The following is a 17,653-nucleotide window of genomic DNA, read 5'->3' as shown; positions in this document are numbered from 1 at the left end:
CAAGCCGTTGAAACTGCTACTGGGTCTGGCCATCGCTGCTGCTGCGGCCGCCGTGGCAACCCCCGATTGGCTCTATCCGGCGCCCCCAGGCCCACGCCCTGCCGCAGCCAACCCGGATGCGCCGGTGACCGTGCCGGGATCGGCCGTCACCCTCAAGGAACGCGATTTGCGCACGCCGGAACGGGCGGTGGACTGGTTCCCCGATGCCGCCAATCCGGTGCCGGCCTTCGTCCGCGAGAATGCCCAACCCGGCGAATATGCCTGCGGTTTCTGTCACTTGCCGCATGGCGACGGCCGGCCGGAAAACGCCTCGCTTGCCGGATTGGCGGAGGATTATATCATCGAGCAGACCGAAGCCTTTCGCACCGGCACTCGAACAGCAGCGCGCGAAGGCTGGTTCCCCAGCACCGCGATGCGCACCACCATCCAGCACGCCAGCGAGGCCGAGATTGCCCTTGCGGCGCGCTGGTTCAGCCGCCAGCCCTTCACATCGCGCGTGACCGTGATCGAACGCGCCACCGTGCCGCCCACGGTGCCGCTGGGCTTCATCCTTGCCCGCCAGCCCGGGGCCGAGGAGGCCATCGCCGGCCGCATCATCGAAGTGCCCGACGACATCGAAGCGTTCGAAAAGCGCGATCCGCGCACGACGTTCACCGCCTTCGTGCCGCCGGGCAGCATCGCCAGAGGCCGTGCCGTTGCGGCCGAAATGGGTTGCATCGAATGCCATGCCGAACAGATGAACGGCTGGGGCCCCGGCCGTTCGCCCAGCTATATCCTGCGCCAGCTGCTGGCCTTCAAATCCCGCGCCCGCAATGATGCCGGGGCGGAGCCGATGCAGGCCGTGGCCGATCAGCTCGACATGGACCAGATGGTCGCCGTCGCGGCGTGGCTAGCCGATGGCGCTAGGGCGTCACCGAAATGATCCGCTCCGCCTGGCTCAGCACCTTGGCCCGGCTCCAGGCGAAGGGGAAGTAATTCCCGGTTGCCCAGCGCGGGAACATGTCGCGATAATGCGGGCTGGCCGGGTCGCCGGACTGGCCGGGCGTGTTGATCGCCATCGAATTGTCCCATTGGCCGACATCCATCACCAACCGCACCGAAGCGCCGGCCGAGACGCGGAATTCGCCAGCCGGGGCATTGGCCGGGCTCATCGCCATGGGGGTGGAGCCGCTGCCGCCGATGGGCAGCGGGCCGACGCGGCGTTCGGCGTCGCGGCCGGCTATGGCCAGCGCCGGCACGAAATCGGCGCGGTGCAGGGCGCCCCAGCGCCAGGCGGCTGGATCCGGGCCGAGGCGGCTGCGCGCGTCGGCAAAGGCCTTGCCCAATGAATCGAGCAGGATGGCGCTGCGCTGATCGGGCGTGACCAGCCTGGCCTCTTCCAGCACCGGCAGCACAGAGGCGATGCCGGTGCGGCCAAAACGCGCCTGCATGGCTGCCGGCACGATCTGGCCAACGGCGGCGGCCGGCAAATGGCGGGCGGCCCAGAGTTCATACAGGGCCGCCGCGGCCGAGTCCGGCCCTTCATGCCCGTCCCAGCCGGCCAGCAGCGCCAGCGCGCCGCGTTCATCGTCGCTGCGGCCCACCAGCCCGGCGAGCAGCGCCACCGCCCGGCGCGCCATCGGCGAGGTCGGATCATTCTGCAGCGCCATGGCATCGGTGATGCCGAATTTGGCCTTGCCGGCAATCACTTCGGAAATGCGGGTGATGCGGCTGCGGTCGGCCCAGCTATCGAGGCCGAGCAGATGCGGATAGCCGGCCGGCATGTTCATCTCGTTGGCGGTGGCGATCCAGCCTTCGGCGGGGTTGAACTTCACCGGCATCAGTGCCGGGTCGAGCAGGCCGGTCCAGCGGTGGGCCTTGCCGGACGGCACCGGCAGCAGGCCGTCGCCAGCGGCGCGCACCGGCACGAAGCCGCCCGGCGCCCAGCCGATATCGCCCCCGCGATTGGCAAACATCAGGTTGAGCGGCGGCGCGCCCCAATGGTTGCGGGCGACCAGGAAATCCTCCCAGCTTTTGGCCGACCAGGCCCAGCTGGCGTTGAAATAGGCCGAAGCGCCGGGCCGGTCCCAGGTGGCGCGCAGGGCAAAGCTGCGGCCGCTCACCGGGTCTTCATGGATGATCGGGCCATCCGCGCTGAACTTCAGCACCACGTCGCGCGCGGCTTCGCCCTTCACGTCAATGGTTTCGTGCAGCTCGGTGAGCTTCAAGCCCCTGGGGTTCACCACCAGATCCTGTTGGTCGATGGCAAAGATGGTGATCGCCCAGGCGGCATCCTCGTTATGGCCAAAGCTCACACCCGGCAGCGCCGGCTCCCCCGCCCCGGCGATTTTCAGCTCCGGCGTGTCGATGTGGGAGAGATAGCGCAGGTTGGGGATGCTATGGGCGCGGTGCGGATCATTGGCCAGGATCGGCCGGCCGGTGGCGGATTTGCTCGGCCCGATCACCCAATTGTTCGATCCCTCGCGGTTGTCTGGATCAAGCCCGGCCAGCACCAGCTTGCCGCCATCAAAGCGCACATCGCCGGTGCCCAGCGTGTAATCATCGAGCACGGCTTCGGGAATGCTGCACGGATCGAGGCCCTTGGGAATGGTGACCGGGCGGGCCGGTTCGATGGTGCGGCGCAGCGGTTCATAGCGAAGGTCGCCGCCACACAGGGCGCGGGCGCGGGCCACCTCGCTGGCGAGGTTGCTGGTCAACGCGTTGGACCGGATGCGCACCACATCATCGGCCTGCCACCGCTCCGGCCTGGTGCCGGTGGCCTTGAACTCCAGCGGCAGCGGTGCCTGGCCGGCCTCCACCTCGGCGATGAAGGCGTTGATGCCGGCGACGAACCCCTCGGTCCAACCCTTCGCACCAGTCGGGTAGGCCGCCCATTCGGCGGCCATGTCGCCGCGATAGAGGAACAGCCGCGCCGCCCGGTCCTGCGCGACATAGGCGGGGCCAAAGCTGGCCGACAGCCGGCCCAGCCCGCGCTTGCGCCACAGATCGATCTGCCACAGCCGGTCGCGCGCCACGGCATAGCCCTGCAGGAAAAACCCGTCGCGGGCGTTGGCGGCATAGATGTGCGGGATGCCGGCGCGATCGATCACGATCTCACCGGGGGCCGACAGGCCGGGCAGCTGCCGCGCCTCGCTGAACGCCCCGGGCGGTGGCTCCTGCGCGCTGGCCGTGGTGGCGAGCAGCAGGGCTGCAACGATGGCGCGCATCATTCGGCCGCCATCGCCGCGCTGGCCGGCGCCGGCTGTGGGCCGCGGATCAGGCCGCCTGGCAGGGCGCCGGTCATCTGCCCGTCGCGGAAAGTGACGACACCATTCTTGATGGTGGCAACATAACCATCGGCCCGCTGCAGCAGCCGCTTGCCGCCGGCCGGCAGGTCAAAGGCCAGCCACGGCTTGCCCAGCTGCAACCGATCCAGATCGATGATGTTGAAATCGGCCAGATAGCCTGGCGCGATCACCCCGCGATCGTTGAGGCCATAGAGCTTCGCTGTGTCATGGCATTGGCGCCGGATGGCGTTTTCCAGCGCCACCGTGCCGCGCGCCCGGTCGCGCACCCAATGCTGCAGCAGATAGGTCGGGCTGGCGGCATCGCAGATGGTGCCGCAATGGGCGCCACCGTCCGACAGGGAGATGACCACGTCATCCCGGTGCAGCAGGCCATGGACGAAATCGAGATTGCCATCGGCATAGTTGAGGACGGGGAAATAGATGAAGCCGCTGCCATCACCCCGGCACAGCAGGTCATAGGCATATTCGGCCGGGTCCTTGCCCGCTGCCTTGGCCATCGCCCAGATCGTCTCGGCCTGCGTCGGCTCATAATTGAAGGCGTCGGTCATTTCATATTGCAGCTGCCAGCCCAGCGCGACCGCCATCAGCAGCGGCAGTACATCGGTTTCGGGCCAGACATTCTCCTCCGCCAGCAGCTTCGCCTTGAAGGCCGGATCGGTCAGATGCGCCCATTGCTCGGCCCATGGCAGCGCCTCGATCGCCTGCCAGCTTGGCCGGAATTTGAACGGGTGCACGGTGCCGCGCCAGGCCATCAATATGCCGTTGCCGCGTATGGCGATCTGGGCGACGATGTTGGCGCCTTCCGCATTGGCGCGCGCGGTCTCGGCCATCTGCTCGTCCCACGGCAGCTCCTTGGCGATGGATTGCAACATGGCGAAGGTGACCGGCAGGCCGGTTTCCCGGCTCATCTCGGCCATCCAGCCAAATTCGTCCCACTCGCGCTTCAGGTCGCTCGCCATTTCGAACACGCCATGGCCCACCTGGCCCATGGCGCGGCCGATGGCGATCAGCTCGTCCTTCTCGGCCGTGGTGCCGGGCACCAGTTCGCCATCGATCGACTTGTGCAGGATGGTGCGGCTGGTCGAAAAGCCCAATGCCCCGGCCTTCACGCCTTCGGCGACAATCTCGGCCATGCGCGCGATGTCATCCGCCGTCGGCTTCTCGTTGCGCGCGCCGCGTTCGCCCATCACATAGGCGCGCACGGCGCCATGCGGCACATGGGTGGCGACATCGATGGTACGCGGGCGCTTTTCCAGCGCATCCAGATATTCGGGGAAGCTCTCCCAATCCCAGGTCATGCCTTCGGCCAGTGCGGTGCCGGGGATATCCTCCACCCCCTCCATCAGGCCGATCAGCCACTGGTGCTTTTCCGGCTTGGCCGGCGCAAAGCCCACACCGCAATTGCCCATCACCACGGTGGTGACACCGTGCCAGCTCGACGGCGCCATTTCCGAATCCCAGGTCGCCTGCCCGTCATAATGGGTGTGGATGTCAACAAACCCTGGGGTCACGATCAGGCCGGCGGCATCAATCTCCTCCCGCCCCGGCGCTGCCACCCGGCCCACGGCGGTGATGCGCCCGCCATCAATGGCAATATCGCCCACAAAGCGCGGCTGCCCGCTGCCATCAACAATGGTGCCGCCACGGATGACCAGATCATGCATCGGAAATTCCTCCCCAGGATGGCCGGGAGGATGCCAGTTATGCGCGCCCGGTCAAACCGGCCTATTGGCGAGGGTCAGCCCGGCGGGGCCGTTGGCGGTGCTTCGGTCTGTTGCGGCCGGTCCGGATCGGGCGGCAGGTGGCCCCACTGGTCCTGATCCACCGCCGGGGCCGGTTGCGCATTTTCCACGCCGCAGCTGCCGAGCGCCAGCGCGGCCAGAATCAGCAGCAATGAAACAGGCGGGCGGGGTAGCATCGCGGCGCAATGTGGTGATGCATGACAAAATGGCAAGGGAAACCTTGAAGTTCGGCCATATACATCTGTCATCGGCCTGTAACCCGGCGGCTTGATTGCACGTAACCGGCAACGGGTTTAAGGCGCAGGGCATGAGCAACAAGGTCACCGCCGCGGGCGACGACGAAATCATCGAAACGCGGGATCAGCTGATCGCCGTCTTTGCCGACGGGGCGAAGCCGCGTGATGCCTGGCGCATCGGCACGGAGCACGAGAAGATCGTGTTCCGCACCGAGGATCATCGCGCCCCGTCCTATGCCGAACCGGGCGGCATCCGCGATCTGTTGATGGCGATGACCCGCTATGGCTGGGAACCGATCCTCGAAGGCGGGAATGTCATCGCGCTCAAGGGTGCCGACGGCAACATCAGCCTGGAACCGGCCGGCCAGTTCGAACTGTCGGGCGCGCCGCTCGAACATCTGCACCAGACCTGCGCCGAATCCAACCGGCACCTGAAACAGTGCCGCGAGATTGGCGCCGAGCTGGGCCTGGGCTTCCTGGGCCTGGGCTTCTGGCCCGACAAGACGCGGGCCGAGCTGCCGATCATGCCCAAGGGCCGTTATGACATCATGCTGCGCCACATGCCGCGTGTCGGCAGCCTGGGGCTCGACATGATGCTGCGCACCTGCACGATCCAGACCAACCTCGACTATGCGTCAGAGGCGGACATGGTGCAGAAATTCCGCGTGTCGATGGCGCTGCAGCCGCTGGCCACGGCGCTGTTCGCCAATTCGCCCTTCACCGAAGGCAAGCCCAACGGCTTCAAGAGCTTCCGCAGCCATATCTGGACCGACACCGATCCGGCCCGTACCGGCACGCTGCCCTTCGTGTTCGAAGATGGCTTCGGCTTTGAACGCTATGCCGATTATGCCCTCGATGTGCCGATGTATTTTGTCTACCGCGACGGCAAATATATCGATGCGGCCGGGCTCAGCTTCCGCGATTTCCTCGCCGGCAAATTGTCGGTCCTCCCCGGCGAAAAGCCGCGCGTGGGTGACTGGAAGGACCATCTCTCCACCGCCTTCCCCGAAGTGCGCATGAAATCCTATCTGGAGATGCGCGGCGCCGATGGCGGGCGCTGGGATCGCATCTGTGCGCTGCCGGCGCTGTGGGTCGGCCTGCTCTATGACCAGGCCGCGCTGGATTCCGCCTGGGATCTGGTGAAGCACTGGACGCCCGCTGATCACGACCGGCTGCGCCGCGAAGTGCCGGCGCTGGCGCTGGGCGCCGCCAGCCCCAACGGCGGCACGCTGCAGGATCTGGGCCGCGAGGTGCTGAAGATCGCCGATGCCGGCCTTGCCGCGCGCCGCATGCTCAACAGCGCCGGCGATACCGAGCAGGGCTTCCTCAATCCGCTGCGCGAGATTGTCGCCAGCGGCCAGACCAATGCCGATCGTCTGCTCGCCCTCTACAACGGCGCCTGGGGTGGCGACATCAGCCGCATCTACGAAACCGAGGCCTATTGAGCCAGGCGGTGCGTGGCGGCCAGTTGCGCCGCCATGTCGGCCGGTGCGGCACTGATCGCGCCTGTCAGCCATGCATCGACTGCGGCCAACTGTGCAGCGGCGATCTGCAGCGCCGCCAACCGGCGTTCAGGGCCCAGCCGGGCCGCGATGGCCTCGATCAGGGCGCGTTCCAGCACCCGGCGCAACGGTGGGGCAAACACCAGGCGGCCATGGCGCCGCTGCTCCCAGAAATGCGCCAGCAGCCAGTACAGATTGGCATCATCGCCGGATGCCGCGACCCCGGCCAGCACATCGAGCAGCGGCTGCATCGATGCCGCCAGCAGCGCATCCTTGCCGGCAAAATGCGCATAGAAGGTGGAGCGGCCAACATTGGCACGCGCACACACGGCAGCCACATCGATCCGGTCATAGCGTTCGGCAAACATCAGATCGCGGAACGCTGCCAGCAGGGCTGCGCGCGTGCGCTGCTGGCGCCGGTCCGGTGACGCGATATTACGAGACAGTTTCATCAATTTGTCCATTACCGGACAAATTTGCCCTGGTGTTCGCTGAATGGTCAAGTCCCGCCGGCTAGGCAGGGCGACCAATTGCCAGTGGAGACCACCCGATGACCAGCCCCAACCCCTACAGCCGCCGTGCCACTGCCGCGCTGCTGATCGGTGCTGCCGCCCTGTCGGTGTTCGGCATGGCGCACCACCCGACCGGCCACGGCCATGGCCGCACCCTGCTGGAAAGCCTGGCCAATATCGCCCCGCTGGCCATGGTGGTCCACGCTGCGTTGCTGGCGGTGATGCTGGCCCAGTTGATCGGCCAGGCCGGGCTTGCCAGCCGGTTGGGACCGCAGCGACTGGTGGTGCAGGGGGCGTTTGTCGCGCAACTGGCCGGGGCGCTGGCCCTTGCAGGTGCGGCTGTGATCAACGGCTTCACATTGTCGCCGATGGCACAATCCATGCTGGCGGCCGGTTACACCGCGCCCGAACAATACCGGCCGCTGCTGTGGGCGCTGTTTGCCCAAGCGCGGGCCTGGGCCCAGATCGGCACGGCTGCGTGGGCCGTGGCGCTGGCGCTTTGGGCGCTGGCGGTGTGGCCTCGGCATCGCCCCCTTGCCCTGCTGGCATTGCCGCTGGTGCTGGTGCCGATGGCCGGCGGACTGGGGCTGTTGCCGCTGGATGTGATCGGCTTTGGGGCAGTGGTCCTGGCCCAGGCAATCTGGGCCGCAGCGGCTGGCGTTCTGCTGTGGCGCGGCCGGTTGTAACGGCCCGATCCTGGCCTGAAAATCCACCCTTGCCATTAGTTCATTTTGGCCAGAAACTGCGCTGGTCACGATCGGGCGCGCCTATGTCGGAAAGACGCCAGACGTTGACCATTGGGGAGGAACTATGGCTCTTGCTGCATTGCGCGCGGGGAGCGCGCTGTTCGTCATGACTTCGGCCTTGATGTGGGGTTCGGCCGCCACAGCACAGCAGGCAGCGCCTGCGAAAACCGCGCAGGCCGACGCGCCGCAGGAAGATGTGGAAATCGTCGTCACCGGCAGCTTCATCCGCGGCACGCGCGAGGATGCCGCCGTGCCGATCGACGTGTTCACCGCCGATGACCTGAACAAGCAGGGTGTCACCTCGCCGCTGGAATTCATCAAGCAGCTGCCGTCGGTCGGTGCCTCGCTGGGCGATACCAACCAATTCTCCACGCAGTCGCAAGGCTTCCAGGGCAACGGCTCGCTGAACCTGCGCGGCCTTGGCCCCACCCGCACGCTGGTGCTGTTCAACGGCCGCCGCACGGTGCTGGCCCCCGGTGACGGCTTTGCCGACACCAACCTCATTCCGATCTTCGCGTTGCAGAATATCGAAGTGCTGAAGGATGGCGCCGCCGCCACCTATGGGTCCGATGCCATTGCCGGCGTCGCCAACTTCGTCACCCGCAAGGATTTCAATGGCGCCGTCGTCCAGGGCGACTTCGACGCCATCCGGGGCTCGCGCGGCAACTGGACCCTGTCGGCGCTGGTTGGTCACACGTTCGGCAAGATCAACGTGATGATCGGCGGCGGCTGGCAGCACCGCTCCACCCTGCCCAGTTACAGCCGCGATTTCAGCCGCACGCCCTATGCGGTGAACCCATCCGCCTGGTCGGCGTCGAGCACACCGGGCGTGTTCGCCGCGACCTATCTGGTCAATGGCGCGCCCTCCACCACCACGGTGCTCGATGGCGGTAACACCGCCTGCCCGGCGGTTGGTGGCATCAACGATCTCAGCGGCTTGGGCTCTGGCCTGCCGATCTGCCGCTTCAGCTTCCTGCCGTGGAACAACATCATCGAAGAGGAAGACCGCTACCAGGCCTATGCCCAGATCGATGCGGAACTGTCGGACCGCACCAAGTTCCATGCCGAATTCACCTATGCCCAGACCGACACCACGGTCGGCCAGTCGCCGTCGTTCCCGCCGATTCAGGGCCCGACCGGTTCGGGCAGCACCAGCCGTTTCACGGTCAGCCCCAACAACCCCGGTGTGCCAGCATTCCTGGCCCAGAACGGCCTTGCTGCCTCCACGGCAACCCGGCCGCTGGCGGCCATCACCGCCGTGCTGTGGCGGCCGTTCGGCTGGCTCGGCAATCCGTCCGAACCGGTGCGCGGTGCTGGCCTGGGCTTTGCCGAGAACAAGAGCTATCGCCTGTCGGCCGGAATCAATCACGAGTTCACCGACAATTTCCGTGCCGAACTGTTCGGCACCTGGTGGCGGTCCGAACGCAACGCGGCCTCGCGTGACATGGTGGGCTCGCGCCTGCAAAACGCCCTCAACGGCCTTGGCGGCCCGAACTGCAATGTCGCCGCCAATACGCCCGGGCAGAATGGCTGCATGTGGTTCAACCCGTTCATCAACGCCGGGCAGCCGGTGTCGATCCAGGGCCTGACCAATCCCAATTATGTCCGCGGGGCGGAAAATTCGGCCGAGCTGATCAATTACATCCAGCCTTACAGCGGCACCCGTCAGATCGAGGAACAGCTGGTTGTCGATGCGATCTTCTCCGGCGAAACCGGCATCGATCTGGGCGGCGGCCCGATCGCTTATGCCTTCGGCTTCCAGTATCGTCGCAACGAATGGTCGTCGGATCCGCTGCTGCCGATCTCCAACGTCAACCTTAATCCCTGCTTCCGGGAAGGCGATCGCAGCTGCGTCGGCACGCCGCAGGAAGGCGTTGGTCCCTTCATCTTCCTGGGCGTCACCCGGCCGGAATCGGTGCGCCAGAACGTGAAGGCGGTGTTCGCCGAAGTGAAGGTGCCGATCACCGACAAACTGGAGCTGACCGGCGCCGCCCGTTACGAGGATTATGGCGGCTCGGTGGGGTCCACCTTCAACCCGAAGGGCTCGGTGCGCTGGAACCCGACCGACTGGCTGGTGTTGCGCGGTTCGGTGGGCACCACCTTCCGTGGCCCGCTCGCCAACCAGGTCGTGGCCAACCAGATCACCTCGCTGGCCGGCATCCAGGCCGCCGCCAACGCCTTCCGCTCGGTGGATATCTTCGGCAACCCGACCGATCTGGGTCCGGAAACCGCCTTCACCTACAATATCGGCGCAGTCATCAGCACGTCGGGCTTCACGGTCTCGGCCGATTACTGGAGCTTTGATGTCGACGGCCGCATCACCACCACGCCGGGCCAGGCCATCGCGTCCGCTGTGGTGCCGGGCACCAACGGCCTCGGCCTTGCCAACTGCAGCAGCCCGCTGGCCAGCCTGATCACCTTCCAGGGCGGCTGCGTGCAGGGTGTGACCAACGGCAACGCCATCAGCCGCGTCCGAACCGATTGGGTGAACGGCCCCAACCTGAAGACCAGCGGGATCGATCTGTCGTTCGATTACAAGACCGATCTCGGCCCCGGCAAGCTGAACGTCGGCGCGCAGGCCAGCATCGTGCTGGATTACACCTTCGCAGCCTTCAGCGTGCGCGGCGTGCAGGTGTTGCCCGGCTATCAGGCCAAGGGCTTCACCAACTATTTCCGCGATCCGCTCACCGTCTCGCCGCTGCGCGCCACCGGCTGGATCAATTATGGCCTGCCGCGCTTCAACGCCCGTTACCAGGTCCGCTATGTCGGCGGCGTGGATGACGAGCGCTGCGTCGGGCTGACCAACTGCGCGGTCACCAACTTCGGGCCGACCAACTTCGGCGCGGTGGTGAAGAGCTTCACCCAGCACGACATCAACGTCCAGTACGACATCCCGATGGGCGGCGTGACCACCCAGCTGCAGTTCGGCATCGACAATTTCACCAACGCCGATCCGCCCGCCTCGCGGCTGGAACTGTCCTACGATCCGTTCATCGGCAACCCGCTGGGCCGCGTCTACCGCTTCGGCGTGCGCGTCCAGTTCTAAGACCTGTTGCACCGATCAAGCGCGCGGCGTGGCCATCCCGGTCACGCCGCGTTGCTGTTCAGGCCGTCTGGCGGGCGTAATCCGCGGCGTCCATCACAGCCCCCGCCGGGCGCAGGCATAAAGCGCGATGGCGCCCGCGTTCGACACATTCAGGCTTTCGACGCCCGAAATCGGCAGCCGCGCCAGCTGGTCGCAATTCTCGATGGTCAGATGGCGCAGGCCCTCGCCCTCGCTGCCCAGCACCAGCGCCGGCTGGCAGGTGCCCAGCGCGGTTTCCAGATCATCGGGCGCCTCGCCATCCAGCGCGATGCGCCAGAAGCCGGCCTCGCCAATCTCGCCCAGGGCGCGCGCCAGATTGACGACACGCACCCACGGCAGCGCCTCCAGCGCGCCGCTGGCACTGCGCGCCAGCACGCCCGATTCGGCCGGGCTGTGGCGATCCTGGGTCACGATGGCGCGGGCATTGAACGCCAGCGCCGACCGCATCAGCGCGCCGACATTGTGCGGATCGGTCACCTGGTCCAGCACGATGATCGGCCGGTTGTCGCCATCATCGGCGTCCTTCAGGATATCGCCCAGCCACACATTCTCCAGCGGCTCCACCTCCAGCACATAGCCCTGGTGCGGCGCATCGGGCGGGCACAGCCGGCCCAGATCATGGTCATCGCCATATTGCACCTGCAGGCCGGGCGGCAGCTCGAGCGTCTTGGCTGTCTGCGGGGTCAGCCACAGCTTGCGGAAACTGCGTTCGGGATTGTCCAGCGCGGCAAACACCGCATGCCGGCCATAGAGGCGCGGAAACGGGCTCTTCTGGCCCTGCTGGTTTTTCGGGTGTGGTCTGCGGCCCATCTCAACGTGCCATCCTGTGCTTGGTGCGGGCACGGTGGTGGAGGGGGTTGGATTTGAACCAACGTAGGGTGAAACCCGGCAGATTTACAGTCTGCTGCCATTGACCGCTCGGCCACCCCTCCACAGTCCGCTTGGGCAAGCCTGTCGGGAGGCGGCCAAATGCGGCAGGCGGGCGCGGCTGTCAACACACTTGTTGCCCGCCGTTGCCCGCAAAATTCAGCTGCGATCCGGCACCACCCGGTCGCGGCCGAGACGCTTGGCGGTGTAGAGCGCGCTGTCGGCCCGGGCGATCAGTTCGTCGCCGCTGTGATCGCTGCGATGTTCGGCGACGCCGGCGGAAAAGCTGATGCGGCCCATGCTGCTGCCGTCCACCGCGCTGCGCAGCACCTGGCCGGCCAGTTCGGCGCGCACCCGGTCGATGCGCCCGGCGGCGGCCTGCACGCCCACGCCCGGCATCACGCCCACGAACTCCTCCCCGCCCAGCCGGCCGACAAAGCCGCCATCGCGGCCCAGCCGGTCGGCCAGGTGCCGCGCCACGAAACACAGGACATCATCGCCCATGGCGTGGCCAAAGCGGTCGTTGAAGCGCTTGAAATGATCGATATCGATCACTGCCAGGGCCAGCGGCACCCCGGCTGCGACCGCTTCGGCCGTGGCCTTTTCGAGCATGGTCATCAGCCCGCGCCGGTTCATCACCCCGGTCAGCGCATCGGTCACCGCCGCCCGCTCGGCCTGGGTCAGCCGGTCGGCCAGCGCGCGGCTCTCGGCCGCCGCCTGCTCCAGCTCGGTCATCAGCTTGGCATTGGCGGCCTGCATGGTGGCCGTCGCCGCGCCCAACTGCTCCAACAGCGCCCCCAGCCCGGCAGCATCGATCGGCCCGGCCAGCTTCTCGCCGCCCACCGCGATCGCCCGGCCATAATCGGCCAGATCGGTCTGCCCGCCCGCGATGCGATGGCCCAGCGCCTCGGCCTGGCCCTGCGCCTCGGCGATCAGCTGGTTCACCTGCGCTTCGCTCAACTGGCCCAGATGTGTCTCGCGCAACGCCATCAGCGTGCTGATCGTCAGCCCATCGCCCGCCATGGCCTTGTCGATCGCCAGCGACAGATCATGATCATCATCGCGCACATAGCGCCACAGCACGTCATACACCGCCGGTTCCGGCGGCAGGCCGGTGCGCACCAGCATGGCGCGCACCTTGTCGAACCAGCGCAGGCTGGCGGCCGGCGCTGCGGCGGCATCGGGCGCCACATCCGCCGGGGCCGGCACTTCGGCGGCGGCCTGATATGGCCCCGGCTGATATTGCATTGCCCTGTTCCTCCTGCGACCCGTGAATGCTGTGGGTTGGGGAACGGCGGTGCCGGCGGGGGTTTAAGCCGGCGGGTAGGATTTTGCGGTGGTCAAATGTTGGGGGAGGGGCCGCGGCAAAGCCGCGGCTGACGTCGAAGCTGCTCTGCCGGGCTGAGGCCCGGCAGCCAGCCCGGCCGATCTTGCGCGAGTCCGTCGGCAACGCTGCGCGTTGCCAACTGGCCGCGCTGCGATGGAGCGGGTAGCGGGAATCGAACCCGCATAGCCAGCTTGGAAGGCTGGAGCTTTACCACTAAGCTATACCCGCGTCGCATCCGCCTCTACGGCAGCCGCGCGGCAGTTTCAATGGCGCGAAGCACTTGCGCCGCTCCCGCCGCCTCTCTATAGCGCCCGGTCTGCGCCTAGGAGTGTAGCTCAGTTGGTAGAGCATCGGTCTCCAAAACCGAGGGCCGGGGGTTCGAGCCCCTCCACTCCTGCCAGCAGCCTGAAAATTCGACCGCAAGTGGTTGAACCGAAAGGCGGCTGATCCCATCTCTGGGGCGCGGCGATACCAAGGCAGCCGGCGGCGGGGCAGTGCCCCGTGCCGGTTCTTGGTGTTGATGGGCGGCCTGCTGCACGGCATCAGGCTGATTCGCGTTCGGTTGTTGGTTCTTGGCAAAGGCGAAGCTGCGTGAGCGACGGCAAAGCAGGCGTAGGGGCAGAAGTGGCGAAGAAGCCCCGGGTTTCCCCGGCGGAATTCGTGCGCCAGGTGCAGACCGAAACCCGCAAGATCGCCTGGCCCACCCTGCCCGATACGGTGCGGATGACGATCATGGTGATGGTGATGACCGGGATCCTGGCCGTCTTCTTCCTCGGTGTGGATCAGCTGCTGGGCCGCACCGTCAAGTTCCTGCTCAGCCTGGCTGCCTGAGGATTTTCATGTCGCGCTGGTACATCATTCACGCCTACTCCGGCTTTGAAAACAAGGTGAAGGACGCCATCCTCGCCGAAGCTCGCCGCATGGGCCTTGAAGCCTTCATCGATGCCATCGAGGTGCCGGCCGAAACCGTGACCGAGGTGGTGAAGGGCAAGAAGCGCCAGGTCGAACGCAAGCAGATGCCGGGCTATGTTCTGGCAAAGCTGGCGATGACCGATGACGTGTTCCACCTCGTGAAGAACACCCCCAAGGTCACCGGCTTCCTGGGCCAGCAGAACAAGCCGCAGCCGATCAGCGAGGCCGAAGCCGCCCGCATGCTGAACACCAAGGCGGAGGAAACCCCGGCCGCCAAGATCAAGAAGAAGGCCAATTTCGAGATCGGCGACAGCGTGCGCGTGCTCGATGGCCCGTTCGCCAGTTTCAACGGCCTGGTCGAGGAAATCGACTACGACCATGGCCGCGTCAAGGTTTCGGTGTCGATCTTCGGCCGCGCAACGCCGGTCGAACTCGGCTTCGAACAGGTGGAAAAGCAGAAGTAATTCAGCCGATTCACGTTCAGCGTGGGAGGCCGGTTGCCCCGGCCGCTAGCACCACAAAGCAAGGAGTGGCCCGATGGCCAAGAAAATCACTGGTTATATCAAGCTGCAGGTGAAGGCCGGCATGGCCAACCCCAGCCCGCCGATCGGCCCCGCGCTCGGTCAGCGCGGCGTCAACATCATGGAATTCTGCAAGGCGTTCAACGCCAAGACGGAAAGCATGGAAAAGGGCACCCCGATCCCGACCGTGATCACCGTCTATGCCGACCGTTCGTTCAGCTTCATCACCAAGCTGCCGCCGGCCTCCTACCTGCTCAAGCAGGCCGCTGGCCTGAAGTCGGGCGGCACCACGCCGGGCAAGGGCGCAGCCGTTGCCAAGATCAAGCAGTCGCAGATCCGCGAAATCGCGGAAAAGAAGATGCCGGATCTCAATGCCAACAGCATCGAAATGGCGATGAAGACGATCGAAGGTTCGGCCCGCGCGATGGGCCTCGAAGTGGTGGAGGGCTGATCCAATGGCGATGACCAAGAAGGCCAAGGCGTTCGCCGCTGCCGTCAACCGTGACCATCTCTATCCCGTCGATGAAGCCATCGCCCTGGTGAAGAGCCTGGCCACCGCCAAGTTCGATGAAACCATCGAAGTGTCGTTCAACCTCGGCGTCGATCCGCGTCACGCCGATCAGATGGTGCGCGGCGTCGTCACCCTGCCCAAGGGCACCGGCAAGACCGTGCGCGTCGGCGTGTTCGCCCGCGGCGCCAAGGCCGAGGAAGCCAAGGCCGCTGGCGCTGATGTGGTCGGCGCCGAAGACCTGCTGGAAATCGTGCAGGGCGGCACCATCGATTTCGATCGCTGCATCGCCACGCCCGACATGATGGGTCTGGTCGGCCGCCTCGGCAAGGTGCTGGGCCCCAAGGGCCTGATGCCGAACCCGAAGCTGGGCACCGTCACCATGAACGTTGGCGAAGCCGTGAAGGCCGCCAAGGGTGGCCAGATCGAATATCGCGTTGAAAAGGCGGGCATCATCCATGGCATCCTGGGCAAGGCCAGCTTTGGCCAGGACGACCTGCGCGCCAACTTCGACGCGCTGCTCGATGCCGTCGTCAAGGCCAAGCCGACCGGCGCCAAGGGCAAGTATCTGCTCAAGGTTGCCGTCAGCTCCTCGATGGGCCCGGGCGTGAAGGTTGATCCGTCGTCAACCGGCGTGACCAACTGATCGTCTGATCAAGCCATGTGAAGGGGCCGGGGCGAGGCATCGCTCCGGCCCCTTTGCATTGCGGGTGCTTGACTCTGTGCGGCCAACCCCCTATCGCGCCGCATTCGCACGGCCCCTCGGGGTCGGGCGACCGTCCGAGATTGCAGGTGGAGCGTGCTCCTTAAGCCGGTTGGGCCTGCATGAGACGAGGCAAGTTTTTCCGCACCGGTCATGCCGCTGCGGGTCTGTGCGGGCCATGTGCCTGCATGGGCGACGATCCTCTTCGGACGGGCCTGGCGCCCGCCCATCCCCTTCACTGGTGACAGGCAGGCGACAGGCTCATTGAGCCGGCGCAGGCATCTGCCTGCGTCATTGTCCCGCCGGGAACGGGCGCTCCGTCCGCACCCGGCACAGTTCAAGGAGTGAGCATGGATCGCGCCCAAAAAGCCGAAGCCATCTCCAGCCTGGCCAAGACGCTGACCGAAACCTCGGTCGTCGTGGTCACGCGCAACCATGGCCTGACCGTCGCGCAAGCGAGCGATCTCAGGAACCGGATGCGCGCCGCTGGGGCCAGCTTCAAGGTGACCAAGAATCGCCTCGCGCGCATCGCGCTCGAAGGCACGCCCTACCAGCCGCTCGGTGATCTCCTCACCGGCCCCTGCGGCCTGGCCACGTCCGCCGATCCGGTGGCCGCTGCCAAGATCGTGGTGGAATTCGCCAAGACGACCGACAAGTTCGAAATCGTCGGCGGCGCCATGGGCGGCACTGTCCTCGATGTGAACGGCGTGAAGGCCCTGGCCGAACTGCCGTCGCTGGATGAACTGCGTGGCCGTCTGGTGGGCCTCATCAATGCGCCCGCCACCAAGCTGGCCCAGCTGTCGACCGCTCCGGCGGCCAAGCTGGCCCGTGTCTTCTCGGCCTATGCCGAGAAGGACGCCGCGTAAGCCTTCGATCATCAATTTCACAGACCCGAATAGAAAGACTGGAGAATCAAAATGGCTGACCTGAATTCGATCGTTGACCAGCTGTCCGCTCTGACCGTGCTGGAAGCCGCTGAACTCGCCAAGATGCTGGAAGAAAAGTGGGGCGTGTCCGCTGCTGCTGCCGTGGCCGTGGCCGCTGCTCCGGCTGCTGGCGCTGCCGCTCCGGCCGCCGAAGAAAAGACCGAGTTCGACGTGATCCTGACCGGCGACGGTGGCAAGAAGATCAACGTCATCAAGGAAGTCCGCGCCATCACCGGCCTGGGCCTGACCGAAGCCAAGGCGCTGGTCGAAGGCGCTCCGAAGGCCGTCAAGGAAGGCGTGTCGAAGGCTGACGCCGAGAAGTTCAAGAAGCAGCTGGAAGAAGCCGGCGCGACTGTGGAACTCAAGTAAGCCGCTGCGGGGCGTGTGGATAACGCCCGGCGTTATCCACCGACTCCCGCAAGGCCGGCCAGCGGGGCCGGGCGGACGCACCAGCGCCCAACCGGAACCCGTCTGACGTCAGGCCGCGGCTCCGCCGCGGCCCGCACAAGCGAACGGAAAAGGGCGGCCCCACCCGGAGCCGCCCTTTTTCCTGTCCGGCGCTCCCCAACGCCGCACCCCCCTTGCCCGAATCCAACATCCGGCCTATCTGCGCACCATTCACTGGCCGGGCCCCCCGATTCCCGGTCAGCCCGCCACCTTTCGGGATACGGCCTGTCGCGCGATCAGGCCGCAACGGATGGAAGGGTGGCGGGATCCATCGCCAGTGACCGTGCGACATTGCCGCAGCCGCGGGAATGACGTGCGGTTTTTGCTGTTTT

The 17,653-nt window shown here is 66.2% G+C and carries 16 protein-coding genes and 3 tRNA genes; 11 read left to right on the top strand and 8 right to left on the bottom strand.

The window, feature by feature from the left end; all coding sequences use genetic code 11:
* The first annotated feature begins 7 nt into the window (after nucleotides 1-7).
* Nucleotides 8-922: a c-type cytochrome gene (locus AC6BOR_RS08300; RefSeq protein WP_498058013.1), complete on the top strand. Its 915-nt coding sequence runs from the start codon at nucleotides 8-10 to the stop codon at nucleotides 920-922.
* Here the strand turns inward: AC6BOR_RS08300 and AC6BOR_RS08295 are convergent.
* The 3 genes from AC6BOR_RS08295 to AC6BOR_RS08285 all read right to left on the bottom strand — a co-directional run bounded on the left by AC6BOR_RS08295 (nucleotide 903) and on the right by AC6BOR_RS08285 (nucleotide 5,181).
* Nucleotides 903-3,209, bottom strand: a complete 2,307-nt coding sequence (locus AC6BOR_RS08295) for a penicillin acylase family protein (RefSeq protein ID WP_498058012.1) — start codon at nucleotides 3,207-3,209, stop codon at nucleotides 903-905. The two genes, AC6BOR_RS08300 and AC6BOR_RS08295, sit on opposite strands and share 20 nt — an antisense overlap.
* A complete protein-coding gene (locus AC6BOR_RS08290; protein WP_498058011.1) occupies nucleotides 3,206-4,951 on the bottom strand; it encodes an N-acyl-D-amino-acid deacylase family protein in 1,746 nt (581 codons plus the stop codon). Before AC6BOR_RS08290 ends, AC6BOR_RS08295 begins: the two co-directional genes overlap by 4 nt.
* 74 nt (nucleotides 4,952-5,025) lie before the next feature.
* Nucleotides 5,026-5,181, bottom strand: coding sequence for a hypothetical protein (locus AC6BOR_RS08285; protein ID WP_498058010.1), 156 nt, complete (start codon nucleotides 5,179-5,181; stop codon nucleotides 5,026-5,028).
* 155 nt (nucleotides 5,182-5,336) lie between these two features.
* Here AC6BOR_RS08285 and AC6BOR_RS08280 point away from each other — a divergent pair, with 155 nt between their 5' ends.
* A complete protein-coding gene (locus AC6BOR_RS08280; protein WP_498058009.1) occupies nucleotides 5,337-6,710 on the top strand; it encodes a glutamate--cysteine ligase in 1,374 nt (457 codons plus the stop codon).
* Here the strand turns inward: AC6BOR_RS08280 and AC6BOR_RS08275 are convergent.
* Nucleotides 6,704-7,219, bottom strand: coding sequence for a TetR/AcrR family transcriptional regulator (locus AC6BOR_RS08275; RefSeq protein ID WP_498058008.1), 516 nt, complete (start codon nucleotides 7,217-7,219; stop codon nucleotides 6,704-6,706). The two genes, AC6BOR_RS08280 and AC6BOR_RS08275, sit on opposite strands and share 7 nt — an antisense overlap.
* Nucleotides 7,220-7,317: 98 nt before the next feature.
* Here AC6BOR_RS08275 and AC6BOR_RS08270 point away from each other — a divergent pair, with 98 nt between their 5' ends.
* Together AC6BOR_RS08270 and AC6BOR_RS08265 are read left to right on the top strand one after the other, a co-directional pair.
* Entirely contained in the window at nucleotides 7,318-7,965 is a 648-nt protein-coding gene (locus AC6BOR_RS08270) for a hypothetical protein (protein WP_498058007.1), read from the top strand.
* A gap of 166 nt (nucleotides 7,966-8,131) precedes the next feature.
* Nucleotides 8,132-11,071, top strand: coding sequence for a TonB-dependent receptor domain-containing protein (locus AC6BOR_RS08265; protein WP_498058006.1), 2,940 nt, complete (start codon nucleotides 8,132-8,134; stop codon nucleotides 11,069-11,071).
* Between the two features lie 93 nt (nucleotides 11,072-11,164).
* Here the strand turns inward: AC6BOR_RS08265 and rlmB are convergent, their stop codons facing one another.
* From rlmB to AC6BOR_RS08245, 4 genes are all read right to left on the bottom strand, one after another.
* Nucleotides 11,165-11,920 (bottom strand): 23S rRNA (guanosine(2251)-2'-O)-methyltransferase RlmB, encoded by a 756-nt coding sequence (gene rlmB / locus AC6BOR_RS08260; protein ID WP_498058005.1) that lies wholly within the window; start codon nucleotides 11,918-11,920, stop codon nucleotides 11,165-11,167.
* 35 nt (nucleotides 11,921-11,955) lie between these two features.
* Nucleotides 11,956-12,042, bottom strand: a tRNA-Tyr gene (locus tag AC6BOR_RS08255).
* A 94-nt stretch (nucleotides 12,043-12,136) separates the two neighbouring features.
* Nucleotides 12,137-13,225, bottom strand: coding sequence for a GGDEF domain-containing protein (locus AC6BOR_RS08250; protein ID WP_498058004.1), 1,089 nt, complete (start codon nucleotides 13,223-13,225; stop codon nucleotides 12,137-12,139).
* Between the two features lie 233 nt (nucleotides 13,226-13,458).
* A tRNA-Gly gene (locus AC6BOR_RS08245) sits at nucleotides 13,459-13,532 on the bottom strand.
* 96 nt (nucleotides 13,533-13,628) lie between these two features.
* Between AC6BOR_RS08245 and AC6BOR_RS08240 the strand changes: the two genes are divergently transcribed.
* The 7 genes from AC6BOR_RS08240 to rplL all read left to right on the top strand — a co-directional run bounded on the left by AC6BOR_RS08240 (nucleotide 13,629) and on the right by rplL (nucleotide 17,243).
* A tRNA-Trp gene (locus AC6BOR_RS08240) sits at nucleotides 13,629-13,704 on the top strand.
* Between the two features lie 224 nt (nucleotides 13,705-13,928).
* Complete coding sequence (secE, locus tag AC6BOR_RS08235) at nucleotides 13,929-14,135, top strand: preprotein translocase subunit SecE (RefSeq protein ID WP_498058003.1); 207 nt, start codon at nucleotides 13,929-13,931, stop codon at nucleotides 14,133-14,135.
* A gap of 8 nt (nucleotides 14,136-14,143) precedes the next feature.
* A complete protein-coding gene (gene nusG, locus AC6BOR_RS08230) occupies nucleotides 14,144-14,680 on the top strand; it encodes a transcription termination/antitermination protein NusG (protein WP_498058002.1) in 537 nt (178 codons plus the stop codon).
* Between the two features lie 73 nt (nucleotides 14,681-14,753).
* The gene (gene rplK / locus AC6BOR_RS08225; protein WP_086115180.1) at nucleotides 14,754-15,188 is read left to right on the top strand and encodes a 50S ribosomal protein L11; all 435 of its coding nucleotides are present in this window, start codon (nucleotides 14,754-14,756) and stop codon (nucleotides 15,186-15,188) included.
* 4 nt (nucleotides 15,189-15,192) lie between these two features.
* Complete coding sequence (gene rplA, locus AC6BOR_RS08220; protein WP_094474568.1) at nucleotides 15,193-15,891, top strand: 50S ribosomal protein L1; 699 nt, start codon at nucleotides 15,193-15,195, stop codon at nucleotides 15,889-15,891.
* Between the two features lie 407 nt (nucleotides 15,892-16,298).
* Nucleotides 16,299-16,814: a 50S ribosomal protein L10 gene (gene rplJ / locus AC6BOR_RS08215; RefSeq protein WP_094474567.1), complete on the top strand. Its 516-nt coding sequence runs from the start codon at nucleotides 16,299-16,301 to the stop codon at nucleotides 16,812-16,814.
* Nucleotides 16,815-16,865: 51 nt separating this feature from the next.
* The gene (rplL, locus tag AC6BOR_RS08210) at nucleotides 16,866-17,243 is read left to right on the top strand and encodes a 50S ribosomal protein L7/L12 (RefSeq protein ID WP_086115177.1); all 378 of its coding nucleotides are present in this window, start codon (nucleotides 16,866-16,868) and stop codon (nucleotides 17,241-17,243) included.
* Nucleotides 17,244-17,653 lie beyond the last annotated feature (410 nt).

Source organism: Sandarakinorhabdus sp. FBCC-B8862, assembly GCF_059745315.1.
The sequence above is the reverse complement of the archived record's forward strand: the minus strand, read 5'-3'. Positions and strand labels throughout refer to the sequence as shown.